The sequence below is a fragment of the Aeromonas sp. QDB30 genome, from assembly GCF_027707645.1.
GTDB lineage: Bacteria > Pseudomonadota > Gammaproteobacteria > Enterobacterales > Aeromonadaceae > Aeromonas > Aeromonas caviae.
In genome coordinates, this window is the sequence record NZ_JAPCIY010000016.1 from 59452 (window position 1) to 73117 (window position 13666).

At 64.2% G+C, this 13666-nt stretch carries 12 protein-coding genes; 11 read left to right on the top strand and 1 reads right to left on the bottom strand.

Annotated features, from left to right (window positions below; genetic code table 11):
* The first annotated feature begins 11 nt into the window (after nucleotides 1–11).
* On the top strand, nucleotides 12–167 hold the full coding sequence (locus PG896_RS07480) for an entericidin A/B family lipoprotein (protein WP_084202561.1): 156 nt from the start codon (nucleotides 12–14) through the stop codon (nucleotides 165–167).
* Nucleotides 168–208: 41 nt separating this feature from the next.
* On the opposite strand, the gene PG896_RS07485 is transcribed toward PG896_RS07480, so the two are convergent.
* Nucleotides 209–997, bottom strand: a complete 789-nt coding sequence (locus PG896_RS07485) for a DeoR/GlpR family DNA-binding transcription regulator (RefSeq protein ID WP_113978551.1) — start codon at nucleotides 995–997, stop codon at nucleotides 209–211.
* 256 nt (nucleotides 998–1253) lie between these two features.
* On the opposite strand from PG896_RS07485, the gene ltnD reads away from it, so the two are divergent.
* The 10 genes from ltnD to PG896_RS07535 all read left to right on the top strand — a co-directional run bounded on the left by ltnD (nucleotide 1254) and on the right by PG896_RS07535 (nucleotide 13569).
* Nucleotides 1254–2162, top strand: a complete 909-nt coding sequence (gene ltnD, locus PG896_RS07490) for an L-threonate dehydrogenase (RefSeq protein ID WP_113978552.1) — start codon at nucleotides 1254–1256, stop codon at nucleotides 2160–2162.
* Nucleotides 2159–3409: a 3-oxo-tetronate kinase gene (gene otnK, locus PG896_RS07495; protein WP_113978554.1), complete on the top strand. Its 1251-nt coding sequence runs from the start codon at nucleotides 2159–2161 to the stop codon at nucleotides 3407–3409. Before ltnD ends, otnK begins: the two co-directional genes overlap by 4 nt.
* Nucleotides 3402–4034 (top strand): 3-oxo-tetronate 4-phosphate decarboxylase, encoded by a 633-nt coding sequence (otnC, locus tag PG896_RS07500; protein WP_049636735.1) that lies wholly within the window; start codon nucleotides 3402–3404, stop codon nucleotides 4032–4034. The genes otnK and otnC overlap by 8 nt, the downstream gene beginning before the upstream one ends.
* Nucleotides 4031–4804 (top strand): 2-oxo-tetronate isomerase, encoded by a 774-nt coding sequence (gene otnI / locus PG896_RS07505; protein WP_049636736.1) that lies wholly within the window; start codon nucleotides 4031–4033, stop codon nucleotides 4802–4804. The genes otnC and otnI overlap by 4 nt, the downstream gene beginning before the upstream one ends.
* Before the next feature lie 11 nt (nucleotides 4805–4815).
* Nucleotides 4816–5790: a D-erythronate dehydrogenase gene (gene denD, locus PG896_RS07510; RefSeq protein ID WP_244812407.1), complete on the top strand. Its 975-nt coding sequence runs from the start codon at nucleotides 4816–4818 to the stop codon at nucleotides 5788–5790.
* On the top strand, nucleotides 5787–7292 hold the full coding sequence (locus PG896_RS07515; protein WP_198497911.1) for a GntP family permease: 1506 nt from the start codon (nucleotides 5787–5789) through the stop codon (nucleotides 7290–7292). Before denD ends, PG896_RS07515 begins: the two co-directional genes overlap by 4 nt.
* A 90-nt stretch (nucleotides 7293–7382) precedes the next feature.
* Entirely contained in the window at nucleotides 7383–8273 is an 891-nt protein-coding gene (locus PG896_RS07520; protein ID WP_198497910.1) for a DMT family transporter, read from the top strand.
* A gap of 59 nt (nucleotides 8274–8332) precedes the next feature.
* Nucleotides 8333–10270 carry a methyl-accepting chemotaxis protein gene (locus PG896_RS07525; RefSeq protein ID WP_210537742.1) on the top strand — a complete coding sequence of 646 codons (1938 nt, stop codon included), beginning with the start codon at nucleotides 8333–8335 and terminating at the stop codon, nucleotides 10268–10270.
* 680 nt (nucleotides 10271–10950) lie between these two features.
* Nucleotides 10951–12351: an OprD family outer membrane porin gene (locus tag PG896_RS07530; protein WP_010673291.1), complete on the top strand. Its 1401-nt coding sequence runs from the start codon at nucleotides 10951–10953 to the stop codon at nucleotides 12349–12351.
* A 186-nt stretch (nucleotides 12352–12537) separates the two neighbouring features.
* On the top strand, nucleotides 12538–13569 hold the full coding sequence (locus PG896_RS07535) for an IS630-like element ISAhy2 family transposase (RefSeq protein ID WP_270835572.1): 1032 nt from the start codon (nucleotides 12538–12540) through the stop codon (nucleotides 13567–13569).
* The last annotated feature ends 97 nt before the right edge of the window (nucleotides 13570–13666 follow it).

The window sequence follows — 13666 nt, forward strand, 5'->3', positions numbered from 1 at the left end:
AAGGAGGAAGGATGAACGCGAATCGCATGCTGCTGGTGCTCTGTGCCAGCCTCTGGTTGCTGGGCTGCAACACCATCCACGGGATGGGACGGGACATCGAGAAGGCGGGGGAGGTGATCCAGGGCTCAGCCAACCTGGCGGAGGAGCCGGCGGCAGGCAGCCGCTGACCCGGGGCCCGTCCCTGACCAGTCTCAGGGACGAGGCCCCCTCACTCGGCGCTGACCGCCAGGCTGGCCAGCGGCGCCATGGTCACCCTGACCCCGTGCTGGGCCAGCGCCTCGCGGGCACTCTGGGGCAGTTGCTCGTCGGTGATCACCTGATCGATCGCATCCCAGCTCACCACGTTGAAGGTCCCCACCTTGCCATATTTGGACGAATCGCAGATGAGGATGCGGGTCGCCGCCGACTCCACCACGGCCCGCTTCACCGGCACTTTCTGTTCGCTCGGGGTGGAGATCCCCTGACTGTCCCAGGAGGAGGCTGACAGGAAGGCAACGTCCAGATGGAGGTTGCGCAGGAAGTGGGCGGTGGCCTCCCCGGCACAGGACTGGTTCTCGCGAATGACCTGGCCCCCGGTGTGATAGAGGCGGCAGCGGCCGTGCTCGATGAGGTAGGCGCAGACCATGAAGTCGTTGGTCACTATCATCAGGTCTTCCCGCAGCGCCAGCTCCCGGGCCAGCTCCAGGGAGGTGGTACCGGCATCCAGATAGACGGTGCTCCCCTCGCTCACCTGGGCGGCGGCGAGCCGGGCAATGGCCAGCTTGGCCCCCTGCATCAGGCTGCGCTTGGCGGCGTGGGAGGGCTCGCTCTTGATCCGCTGGGAGAGGCTGACCCCACCCGAGACGGAGAGAACCCGCCCCTGCTCCTCCAGCTTCTGGATGTCGCGCCTGATGGTCATGTGGGAGACCTGCAACCAGTCGGTCAGCTCCACTATGCTGACCACGCCGCGCTCTGCCAGCAGTTGCAGGATACGTTGCTGTCGCTCTACGGGAATCATCTTGCCTCGCGCCTCGGGGAAGGGAAGGCGCCATTCTACCCCAGCGACCTGGGAAAAAATGATAAATAACCTGCAACGGGCTCAAAAATCACATTTATTCACACAAAAAACGCCAAAACTTGACTCGAAAGAATCTCAACTCTCTCAAATAACAAAAATTAACATCAATTAAGTTATTTTTTGTGACGACTGCCTGATATTTCATCGCCGCAAGCCTCTACTATCGGCTCATCAGTCGTAATCGAGGAATCACGAGATGAGCACTCCCTATCATGTTGCGGTCATCGGCCTGGGCGCCATGGGCATGGGCGCCGCCCGTTCCTGCCTGCGGGCTGGGCTCACCACCTATGGCATCGACATCAGCGAACAGGCTCGCGGCCAGTTGCAGCAGGCCGGTGCCGCCGCCGTCATGGCCGATGCCAGGCCCCTGGCTGAGACGCTCGATGCGGTGCTGTTGCTGGTGGTCAACGCCACCCAGGTGCGCCGCATCCTGCTCGGCGAAGCGGGGCTGGCTCGCCACCTCAAACCGGGCACCGCCATCATGGTCTCTTCCACCATCGCCGCCGAAGAGGCGAGCGCCCTGGCTGCCGAGCTGGCGCTGATGGGGTTGCCGATGCTGGATGCGCCGGTTTCCGGCGGTGCCATCAAGGCCGATGCCGGCGAGATGACGGTGATGGCCGCAGGCTCAGACGACGCCTTCGACAAGCTGGCCCCGGTGCTGGATGCGGTGGCCGGCAAGGTCTACCGGGTCGGCAGCGAGCCGGGCCAGGGCAGCACGGTCAAGATCATCCACCAGCTGCTGGCCGGGGTGCACATAGCCGTTGCCGCCGAGGCCATGGCGCTGGCCAGCCGGGCAGGCGTGTCCCTGGATCTCATGTATGACGTGGTGACCCATGCCGCCGGCAACTCCTGGATGTTTGAAAACCGCATGCCCCGGGTGCTGGCCGGTGACTACCAGGCCCGCTCCGCAGTGGACATCTTCGTCAAGGATCTCACCCTGGTGGCCGACACCGCCAAGGCGCTGCGCTTCCCGCTGCCGCTCGCGAGCACGGCGCTGAACATGTTCCTCGGCGCCAGCAACGCAGGGTACGGCCAGGAAGATGACAGCGCCGTCATCAAGATCTTCTCCGGCATCCAGCTGCCGGGTCAGGAGGAACTGCTATGAAACTCGGTGTCATCGCAGACGACTTCACCGGCGCTACCGACATCGCCGGTTTCCTGGTGGAGAACGGCCTCTCCACCATCCAGTTTGCCGGCATCCCGGCAGCGGCGGATCTGACCGGGGTCGATGCCGTGGTGATCAGCCTCAAGAGCCGCTCCTGTCCCGCAGGCGAAGCGGTGCGCGACTCCCTGGCGGCCCTCGACTGGCTCAAGGCCCGCGGCTGCCCGCGCATCTACCAGAAGTACTGCTCCACCTTCGACAGCACGGCGGCGGGCAATATCGGCCCCGTCACCGACGCCCTGCTGGCGGCGCTGGAGAGCCGGTTCACCCTGATCTGTCCGGCCCTGCCGGTGAATGGTCGCACCGTCTATCAGGGCAACCTCTTCGTGGGGACCCAGCCGCTGGCCGAGTCCGGCATGCGCCACCACCCCATCACCCCCATGACCGACAGCAACCTGCTGCGGCTGATGGAGGGACAGGCCCAGGGCCGCGCCGGTCTGGTGCCGTTCAATACCATCGCACAGGGTGCCACCGCCATTGCCGACGCCTTTGAGCAGCTAACACAAGCTGGTGTGCGCTACGCCGTGGTCGACACCCTGACCGAGCAGCACCTGCTGGACATCGCCACCGCCGCCCTCGACATGCCCCTGGTGACCGGCGGATCCGGCCTCGCCATCGGCCTGGCCCGTCAGCTTGGCAGCGGCGATCTGCAGGGTGCCCGCGAGGCGGGCTGGCCCAGAGGCACCCGCGCCGCGGTGCTGTCGGGCTCCTGCTCCGAGATGACCAACCGTCAGGTGGCCCGCTATCGCCAGCACGCTCCTGCCCTGGCGCTGGATGTGGTGCGCTGCCTCGAAGAGGCCGACTACCCGGCCGAGCTGGCGCGCTGGGTACTGGACCAGCCCCGGACCCCGGCGCCGCTGGTCTACGCCACCACCAGCCCGGCGGAGCTGGCCCGCATTCAGGAAACCCACGGCCAGCAGGCGGCCAGCGATGCGGTGGAACACTGCTTTGCCCGCCTAGCCCAACTGCTGCAAGGCGCCGGCGTGGACCGCTTCATCATCGCCGGTGGCGAGACCTCGAGCCGGGTCACCCAAGCCCTTGGCGTCAAGGCGTTCCACATCGGCCCGCAGATCGCCCCCGGAGTGCCCTGGGTGCGGGCCATCGACGCCCCCCTGTCGCTGGCCCTCAAATCCGGCAATTTCGGGAGCGACGACTTCTTCGACAAGGCTCAGGAGTACTTCCATGACTGAACAGGCACTGCGCGACACCATGGTGATGCTGGGGGCCTCCCTCTTCCAGCGCGGTTATGCCACCGGGGGCGCCGGCAACCTCTCCGCCCTGCTGCCGGACGGTACCCTGATCGCCACCCCGACCGGCTCCTGCCTGGGACGGCTCAGCGCCGACAGGCTCTCTCACGTCAATCTGCGGGGGGAACACCTGGGGGGAGATCGCCCCTCCAAGGAGGTGGCCTTCCACCTTGCCATCTACCACAACAATCCGGACTGCCGGGCCGTGGTACACCTGCACTGCACCCACCTGACCGCCCTCTCCTGTCTGGAGGGGCTGGATCCGGCCAACGTCATCCGCCCCTTCACCCCCTACTACGTGATGCGGGTCGGCCAGTTGCCGCTCATCCCCTACTACAAACCGGGGGATGCCCGCATCGCCGAGGAGCTGGGGCGCCACGCCCCCGAAGGCAACGCCTTCCTGCTTGCCAACCACGGCCCCGTGGTGACGGGCAAGGATCTGGTGGATGCGGTCAACAACATGGAAGAGCTGGAGGAGACGGCGCGCCTGGCACTGATGCTCCATGGCCACGCCATCCGCTACCTGAGCGAACCCGAAATTGATGAATTGAGGAGGATGAAACCATGAGCAAGTTTGCCGCCAATCTCACCATGCTGTTTACCGAGGTGCCGTTCCTGGAGCGCTTCGCCGCCGCCCGCGACGCAGGCTTCGAGGCGGTGGAGTTCCTCTTCCCCTACGAGTGGCCGGCCGCAGAGCTGGGCCGCCGCTTGCGCGAGCAGGGGCTCTCCCAGGCCCTGTTCAACATGCCGCCGGGCAACTGGGGCGCGGGGGAGCGCGGCATGGCTGCCATCCCGGGGCGGGAAGCGGAGTTTCGCGGCCACCTGCCAAGCGTGCGTGACTATGCCCTGGCGCTCGGCTGCACCAAGGTACACGCCATGAGCGGCATCGTAGACCCTGCTCATAGCCTCTCGGCCCACCGCCAGACCCTGACCGACAACATCCGCTTCGCCGCCGACTTCCTGGCCGAAGACGGCATCAAGGTGCTGCTCGAGCCCCTCAACGATCGGGATGTACCCGGCTACTTCCTGGCCCACCAGCTCGACGCCCTGGCCCTGGTGCAGGAGATAGACAGACCCAACGTGGGGGTGCAGCTCGACCTCTATCACGCCCAGATCATGGACGGGGATCTCACCCGTCTCATCGGCAAGCTGGGCCCGGCCATCGGCCACGTCCAGATCGCCTCGGTGCCGGATCGCCACGAGCCGGACGAGGGGGAGATCGCCTACCCCCACCTGTTCAAGGTGCTGGCGCAGGCGGGCTACCACGACTGGATAGGCTGCGAGTACAACCCCAGAGCCGGCACCCGGGAAGGGCTGGCCTGGCTGACACAACAATAACGACCCTGAACATGAACGAGTCTGAGGATAACAAGATGCAGATCATCATCACCGGCGGCGGTGGCTTCCTGGGCCAGAAACTGGCCCGGGCCCTGCTGCAAGGCCCCCACCCCTTCACCGAGCTGCTGCTGGTGGACATCCAGCAGCCGCAATCCCCTCTGCCGGACCCCAGGGTTCGCTGTCTGCGGGCCGACCTCACCGAAGCCGGTGTCGCCGAGTCCCTCATCAGCGAGCGGACCGCCGTGGTCTACCACCTGGCGGCCATCGTCAGCAGCCACGCGGAGCAGGATTTCGATCTGGGCTGGCAGGTCAACCTGGACACCACCCGCACCCTGCTGGAGGCGTGCCGCCATGCCCGGCCGGGCATCCGCTTCGTCTTCACCAGCTCGCTCGCCGTCTATGGCGGCCCGCTGCCGGAGCTGGTGAATGACGGCACGGCGCTCACCCCCACCTCCTCCTACGGCGCCCAGAAGGCCATGGGGGAACTGCTGGTCAACGACTACAGCCGCAAGGGCTTCGTCGACGGTCTGGTATTGCGCCTGCCCACCATCTGCGTGCGGCCGGGCAAGCCGAACCGCGCCGCCTCCTCCTTTGTCAGCAGCATCATCCGCGAGCCGCTGCAAGGGGAGAGCGCCATCTGCCCGGTGAGCCCGGATCTGCGCCTCTGGCTCTCCAGCCCCGCCACCGTGGTCGCGAACTTCCTGCTGGCGGCCAGACTTCCCGCCACCGGTGACGCCCGCAGCATCAACCTGCCCGGCATCAGCGTGACCGTCGGCGAAATGCTGGAGGCCCTCGCACGGGTCGGTGGCCAGGCGGCCCGGGATCGGGTGCAGTTTGCCGCCGATCCGGCCATCGAGCGCATCGTGGCGAGCTGGCCGGGACGCATCGACAACCTGCGGGCCAGCGCCCTCGGTTTCGCGGCAGACAGGACGTTTGCCGACATCATCGACAGTTTCATCACCCATGACATGCAGGAGGCATCATGAGCGACATCCCAACCCCCATCATCGGTCTCATCATCGCGGTCTTCGTGCTGGTGTTCCTGGTCATCCGCACCCGGGTGCACGCCCTGATCGCCATGCTGGCGGCGGCCTGCATCGCCGGGATCACCGGCGGCATGAGCATCGACAAGACCCTCACCGTGATCACCCAGGGCTTTGGCTCCACCCTCGGCAGCATCGGCATCGTCATTGGCCTCGGGGTCATGATGGGTCGCCTGCTTGAGGTCTCCGGCGCCGCCGAACAGATCGCCTACAGCTTCATCAAGTGGCTCGGCAAGCGCCGCGAGGAGTGGGCCCTGGCCATCACGGGCTACATCGTCAGCATCCCCATCTTCGTGGACTCCGCCTTCGTCATCCTCTATCCGGTGGCCAAGGCGCTGGCGAAGAGCGGCAAGCGCTCCCTGCTCACCCTGGGGGTGGCGCTGGCGGGCGGCCTGGTGGTGACCCACCATACCGTGCCGCCGACCCCGGGCCCGCTGGGGGTTGCCGGTCTGTTTGGCGTGGACATCGGCGCCATGCTGCTGACCGGCATGGCCCTGGCCATCCCCTGCGTGCTCGGCATCGTCTTCTACGCCCAGTGGCTCGACAAGAAGTACCCCGAGTTCGGTGCCCAGGCCGCCCAGACCCCGGACGAGCTGCAAGCCACCTATGAGCAGTACCTCAAGGAGAAGGAGGGCAAGACCCTGCCGAGCCTGACCCTGTCGCTGCTGCCGATCCTGGTGCCCATCGTGCTCATCTTCGTCAAGGCCATCTTCACCACCCTGGCCACCCTGGAGGGCATGGACGGCCTGATGGCGAACCCCCTGGTGCAGGGCATCAACTTCATCGGCACCCCCATCATAGCGCTCGCCATCAGCGTGCTGCTGGCGGTCTACACCCTGGTCCCGCACATGGACAGGCACGCCACCGCCGCCCGCCTGGAAGAGGGGCTGCAATCCGCCGGCATCATACTGCTGGTGACCGGTGCCGGCGGGGCGCTGGGAGCCGTGCTGCGCGACAGCGGTGCGGGTCAGCAACTGGCCGAGCAGATCGCCCAGCTGCCCATCTCCCCCATCCTGATCCCCTTCATAGTGGCGACCCTGGTGCGCCTCATCCAGGGGTCCGGCACCGTGGCCATGGTGACGGCAGCCTCCATCTCCGCCCCCATCCTGGCGCAGATCCCCGGAGTCAACATGCTGCTGGCCGCCCAGGCCGCCACCATGGGGTCGCTCTTCTTCGGTTACTTCAACGACAGCCTGTTCTGGGTGGTCAACCGCATGATGGGGATCTCCGACGTCAAGCAGCAGATGATCGTCTGGTCCATCCCGACCACCATCGCCTGGGCCATCGGCGGCACCGGCGTCGCCCTGCTGAACCTGATGTTCGGCTCCGGCGGCACCTGGTTCGACCCCGTGCTGCCGCTGCTGGTGCTGGCGCTCATCGTCTGGTACGTCAAGGGGCAGTCCCTGGCCCCGGCGGCAGGGGTCGTCCCGAGCCGGGAGTCATAACCCGCACCGTCACGGCACCGCTGTGTGACGAGGGCCAGTCTGCTAGACTGGCCCTCTTTTTCGTTCATTCATCTTGCAAAGGAGTGTTGGATGCCTGCGTCTTCCTGGTGGGACAAGTCCACCGGTTTTGCCCTGCTCACCATCTTGCTGTGGGCCTCCCTCGCCGCGCTCACCTCCCGGATCACCAGCGTCTCGCCGCTGGTGCTGGTCGGGCTGGTGCTGCTGTTCTGCGGGGCGGGCACCCTGCCATTCTGGCGCCAGTGGCGCGCCAGCCCCCTCACCTGGCTGGTGACCATCACGGCCCTGCTGCTCTATCACCTGCTGCTGTTCACAAGCTTTCGCCACGCCCCCGTGCTGGAGGCGAACCTCATCAACTACCTGTGGCCGCTGTGCATCATCCTGTTCACCCCCTTGCTGCTGCCGGGCCACCCCTTGAGCCTGCACCACCTGCTGGCCGGGGCCCTGGGTCTCGCGGGGTCGGTGCTGGTGATGGTCGATGGTCACCTGCAACTGCAACAGGCCCACTTGCCCGGCTACCTGCTGGCGCTCGGCGCCGCCATCGTCTGGGGCGCCTATTCCGTGCTCTCCCGCCGCCTGCCTCCCGCTCCCGCCGTGATCACGGCCGCCGCCTGCCTGCCCGCAGGGCTCCTGGCCCTGCTGCTGGCATGGATGCTGGAAGGCCCCTTGCCATTCGCCCGGATCCCCCAGGGTGACTGGCTGCTCATCGCCGGGCTCGCCCTCGGCCCCATGGGGGCGGCCTTCGTCACCTGGTATCTGGCGCTCCGGGACGGGGATCCGCGCCGCATCGGCGCACTCGCCTACCTCACCCCGTTGCTGAGCACCCTGCTGCTGGTCTGGCTCAACGGCGAGGCGCTCACCCCGCGCCATCTGCTGGCGGGGGCCCTTATCATGGGCGGCGCCCTGCTGGGCCTGCTGGTGAAAACACCGAAGACTCAGCCAGTTGCAGAGCCTCTGTCATAAAAACGCCATCAGGCCTGCTTAAGCTCACGCCCATTGCGTGGTTCAAGCAGGACTGAAAAGTGAAAATTGCCCATTTTGCCTCCCTCTCCTCCCTCGTCTTGTTGCTGGTGGCCGGTGTTCAGGCCGCCGCCCTCTATCAGGGCTGGCAACAATTCAACCACTCGGCCCAGGCCCAGCGTCTGCAGGAGCGCCTGCAACAGCAACTGAGCGGTCCGCTGCAGGGGGCGCTTCGCGACTATCTCGGCAGCGGGGATCCCCTGCTGCTGGCCCAGGCCCAGGGCGTACGCCAGCAGGCGCTGGCGCTGCTATCCAGCCAGGACGACACCCTGACCGGCCCGCTGCGGGCCCGGCTCGAACAGATGGGGGCACGTATCGACGGCGACTACCTGGCGGCGGGCAAGCTCTCCGGCAACAGCCAGTGGTTGCTGCAAAATGCCGAGAACGAGTTGACCACCCAGGCCCGCGCCCTGCTGCGCTATGGCCAGCAGGGGGCCGCCGCCGGGCGGGATCCGGCGCTCGCCGAGCAGTATCGTCAGGGGGCCGTCGACATACTGGCCGCCCTGCCCGCCCTCGCCCACCAGCGCCAGAACTACATGGAGCAGGCCAGCCCCAAGCTGCTGGAGGGGCTGCAATTCGAACTGGCGGCCCTGCAGAAACAGGCGGACAAGCTGGCGGCCCTGCCGAGCCTGGCTCTCTTCGAGGAGGCCCCGGCCGACGAGTTCACCCTGGGAGAGCCGCAGCGCAAGGAGCTCGGGGATCAGCCCAAAGCCGAGCTGACCTCCCTGCTCAAACGCTATCCCCAGGAGCTCGAGAACAGCCGCAAGGCGCTGCAACAGCAGCAGGCCGCGCGTCAGATGGTGCAGCAGGACATCAGCCAGCTACTGCAGGCCGGGGAACAGCTGGGAGAGCGGCTCGCTGCCGCCCGCCAGACGGTGAACCGGGAACTGGCCACGGTGCTCGGCGTGCTGGCGCTCTGCCTGGTGGTGGTCGCCCTGCTGTTCGCCCTGGTGCAGCGCCGCTGGCTGGTCAGCCCCCTGCTGCGGCTGCGGGCCGCCTTCCTGCAGCTCGATGCCACGGGTCAGGCCCAGTTGCTGGCCCAGGGGCGCGAGCGCAACGAGCTGGCGGACATCGTCGCGAGCTACAACCGCCTCATTGAGAGGCTGCAACAGGATCAGCAGCAGAAGGCGGGGCAGCTCTCCAGCGTCTCCTCCAGCCTGCAGGAGATGGTGGCCCAGGTGCAGGAGATCCATCACAGCACCCGCACCACGGAGCAGGCGGTGGACGAGAGCGACACCATGATGCAGGAGCTCAACCAGCTCGCCAGCGAGGTGCACCAGGTCGCCGCCGAAATCGCCCAGCACGCCCAGCACAACGAACACTCCATGACCCAGAGCGAGCAGCTGGTGGGTGGCATGCTGACGGCCACCGCCCAGACCGGGCTCGCCATCGACGAGAGCAGCGCGGCCCTGGCCCAGCTGACCCGCTCGGTGGAGGACGTGACCGCCATCGTCGACGTCATCGGCCACATCTCCCAGCAGACCAACCTGCTGGCGCTCAACGCCGCCATCGAAGCGGCCCGCGCCGGGGAGCAGGGACGCGGCTTTGCGGTCGTCGCCGACGAGGTGCGCCACCTCTCCGCCGACACCCAGCGCTCCCTCGGCCAGATCACCGAGATCCTGGCGAGCCTCACCCAGGCGGGGGATCAGCTCGCCACCGTGCTGTCCCGCATCACCGCGGAGGCCGCCGATCAGCGCCAGCAGGCCGAACAGCTGCGCCAGACCACCCAGACGGTGCGGGAGATGGCGCGCAGCACCGCCGTCATCGCGCTGCAGGGGGCCGACAACGCCCGCAGCCAGGAGCACAGGCTCGCCAGCTTCGCCGCCCTCATCGGCCGCATCAGCCAGCACGCCCGTCAGGGCAGCCGTCTCTCGGTGCAGGTCTCCGAGCACATCCACCACCAGGCCCAGCAGATCCCCCGGATCCTGAGCCAGGCCTGATAACCCCGGGTCTGGCTCGCACCAGACCCGGGGCGCGCTCCCTGTCTACCTGCCCGCGGTACGGCCTTGCCGCAACCCTTCTCTTGATGCTCCCGTCATGTCCTCACGGGCGATGACGGGTTGCCTCATCCATTCAGTCACAGGCTCCCTCACCCCTTTCACATCTCTGGTCCCCCTGTCTGTCGGGGCAACGGCTCACGCTCACGACAGTGGGCATCCCGCCGGACTCATCTTTTTTTGTGATACAAAATTATATGTTGCCACCGGGTTAACAAAGAAAGTTCTGCCTTGACGGCAAGATCTGCGCAGGAGAACGGTGAAATCACCATGAAAGCGCTGTCATTGCCGACATGAGTGGCCTGGGAGTGCCCACACCAAGAATCATGATTATTTGCACTCGGTCATATTTTTGAAACTTGCCGGGAACTTTACATTGATATTTCGCACCGCGAACGTACTCTTGGTGATGTCAGATCGCCAAGGATCGACAGCCAAAAAATAACGACTGTAACGATGCAGATAGCCCCGACCGATGCGCCAAGGCATCAGGCACAAGGGCACGACAGAGAACCATTTTTTTGCCCTTCGGGGTGTTGATTGCAATGCCAATACCGAGCGGCGGGTGCCTACCCGGCTGCCGGATAAAAAAGCTAAGTCCATAAAATCAGGAGCAATAACAAATGGAAAAAGTGATCTTCAAGCGCGCCGCGTTGAGTGCTGCCGTGGTCGCGGCACTGGTCGCACCCGGCATGGCGTTCGCCGCTCAAGACATGATGAGCCCGGAATACGGCAAGTCCTACAGTGCCTTCATCGACGAAGGCAAGCTCACCGGTGGCCTGTTCTACTTCCAGCGTGAGCGTGATCGCGTCCAGGCCGGTCCGGGTCAGGATGGCAAATACCACTCCAACCTGAGCCATGCCACCACCCAGGCAGCCCTGAACTTCAACTCCGGCTATGCATGGGGTGTGGTCGGCGTCGACGTGGGCGGCTTCGGTGCCTACGACCTGGCCGTTGACGAGAGCAATGGCGTCAACGAAGAGAACGAGTTCTCCTTCTGGGGCGACAAGTGGGGTTCAGGTGGTGACGGCGTTCCCGAGAACGGCTTCAGCCTCTCCAACGCCGCCCTGAAATTCAAGTTCGGTGACGCGGTCACCGCCAAGGGTGGTTACACCCAGCTCTATGTACCCGGCATCCTCGGCGTCAACTGGTCCTATCAACCCGGTACCTACCGTGGTGGCCAGATCGAAGGCACCTTCGGCGGCCTCTACCTGACCTATGCCATCGCCGACGAGTACAAGGCTCCCTGGTTCAAGAACACCACAGGCTTCTCCAAGAGCAGCCCCTATGCCAGCGATCCCTTCACCGATGCGAACAAGATCGACTACATCCACGGTCTGGCCGCTCGCTACACCTTCGAGAACGGCACTGCCGTCACCGCCGGCTTCGGTCAGTCCGAAGGCTACATGGACAGCTACCACTTCAAGCTGGCCCACAAGTTCGACGTACTGGGTGGCCTGAACACCAGCTACCAGTTCTACGGTTCCGACACCGAGAACAGCGACTATGACGGCCTGGCCTGGCAACAAGCCCTGACCGCCAGCTGGGCAGCCGGCCCCTATGGCTTCCGTCTGGAAGGCCTGTGGACCAAGGCTGAAGGGGATCTGGGCAACTACCTGCCCCGTCTGACCCGCGGCTACGGCAACTCCCAGGGCGCGAACGAAATCTGGTGGGATTCCCGCTCCGACTGGAACCACAACGACGAGAAGGCCCTGTTCTTCGGCGTGACTCGTTCCCTGGATGATCTGGTGGGTGCACCGGGCTGGGGCGTGGGTGTCTCCGGTGCCTACGGCTGGGATGCCAACAACGGCGACAAGTCCCTGGAAGGTGGCAAAGAGTGGGCAGCCAACTTCGACGTCATGTACACAGTGCAGGACGGCAAGCTGAAGGGCACCCTGTTCAAGCTGCACTACACCGACTACAACAACGAACAGGACGACAAGGGTAGCTGGTACTACCCGAACATGTTCAGCTCCGAGCATGACGTCAAGTTCCACATCATCATGCCGTTCACCATCATGTAATCAGGCATCTGACGTGACCGAAAACCGGGCCTCTGGCCCTAATGCCAGTCAGTTAAGCCTGACTGGCATTGTTTTTACTAAATAGCTGTTCCGAATAGTAGATCACTGGAGGAAGGGAACTCAGTCCAGTTTGTGCGATCTCATTAGTCGCCAAACAAAACAAGCCACACCCAAAGGACTGAGTTGATGCCTATCCTACCACCCCTGCCACGACCACAACGGCGCCGCATTCACAAAATCATCCATGCCACCCGTGATAAAGGGCATGCTCGTCGCTTGATGGCCATCTTGCTGTTACATGAAGGACGCACGGTCACTGATGTTCATCACCTTACCGGCGCTGCTCGCTCGACCATCGGTCGTTGGCTTCGGTGGTATCGAGATGAAGGCATAGATGCGCTAGAAGCCTTACCGGCTGGCCGTGCCCCAGTCTTACCTATCGCCAAGATTGTCACCTTACTGGTGCTGCTCATGCAGTTTTCTCCGCAAGATTTTGGTTATCAGCGCAGCCGCTGGTGTACCGAACTATTGGCTATCAAAATCAATCGGTTAACAGGCCTCAATATGGCAGCCTCCACGCTCCGTCGATGGTTACCGCGTATGGGCATTGTCTGGCGAAGGCCCGTGCCGACCTTGCGGATAAAAGACCCAGCCTATCAGGAGAAAATGGCGGATATCGACGCTGCGCTGGCCCGCTGTGATGCCGATAATCCGGTGTTTTATGAGGATGAAGTCGATATAGACCTCAATCCCAAATTAGGGGCCGACTGGATGTTCAGAGCGCAGCAAAAGCGGGTTGTCACGCCGGGACAGAACGCGAAACATTACCTGGCAGGCGTTCTCCATGCAGGCAACGGAAGAGTGCTTTACGTCAGTGGGATAAAGAAAAACTCATCCCTGTTTATCGCCATGCTGGAAAAGCTGCGTCGCCACTACCGACGAGCCAAAACCATCACGCTGATCCTCGATAACTACATCATTCACAAAAGCAAACAGACCGAGCGATGGTTGAAGAAAAACCCTAAGTTCTGCCTGGTATTCCAGCCAGTTTATAGTCCTTGGGTTAATCACATAGAACGGCTGTGGCACAAGTTGCATGAAACCATCACGCGCAATCATCAATGCAGAGGGATGGCCAACCTGCTGGCTCGAGTGAAACACTTCATGGATACCGTGTCTCCTTTCCCGGGGAATGGCTATGGCACAGCAAAGGTGTAGCACTATTAGGATCAGTTATTTAGGTTTTCTCGTCGCATACTTCTGTGGTTTGGCTTTGATGCACCTTGGGTAACTTCGTTCTCGGCGGGCGGGTAAC

Excerpts from the sequence above, each read along its gene's own strand:
- PG896_RS07480 (WP_084202561.1), top strand. The coding sequence starts at position 12 with ATGAACGCGAATCGCATGCTGCTGGTGCTCTGTGCCAGCCTCTGGTTG.
- PG896_RS07485 (WP_113978551.1), bottom strand. The coding sequence starts at position 997 with ATGATTCCCGTAGAGCGACAGCAACGTATCCTGCAACTGCTGGCAGAG.
- ltnD (WP_113978552.1), top strand. The coding sequence starts at position 1,254 with ATGAGCACTCCCTATCATGTTGCGGTCATCGGCCTGGGCGCCATGGGC.
- otnK (WP_113978554.1), top strand. The coding sequence starts at position 2,159 with ATGAAACTCGGTGTCATCGCAGACGACTTCACCGGCGCTACCGACATC.
- otnC (WP_049636735.1), top strand. The coding sequence starts at position 3,402 with ATGACTGAACAGGCACTGCGCGACACCATGGTGATGCTGGGGGCCTCC.
- otnI (WP_049636736.1), top strand. The coding sequence starts at position 4,031 with ATGAGCAAGTTTGCCGCCAATCTCACCATGCTGTTTACCGAGGTGCCG.
- denD (WP_244812407.1), top strand. The coding sequence starts at position 4,816 with ATGAACGAGTCTGAGGATAACAAGATGCAGATCATCATCACCGGCGGC.
- PG896_RS07515 (WP_198497911.1), top strand. The coding sequence starts at position 5,787 with ATGAGCGACATCCCAACCCCCATCATCGGTCTCATCATCGCGGTCTTC.
- PG896_RS07520 (WP_198497910.1), top strand. The coding sequence starts at position 7,383 with ATGCCTGCGTCTTCCTGGTGGGACAAGTCCACCGGTTTTGCCCTGCTC.
- PG896_RS07530 (WP_010673291.1), top strand. The coding sequence starts at position 10,951 with ATGGAAAAAGTGATCTTCAAGCGCGCCGCGTTGAGTGCTGCCGTGGTC.
- PG896_RS07535 (WP_270835572.1), top strand. The coding sequence starts at position 12,538 with ATGCCTATCCTACCACCCCTGCCACGACCACAACGGCGCCGCATTCAC.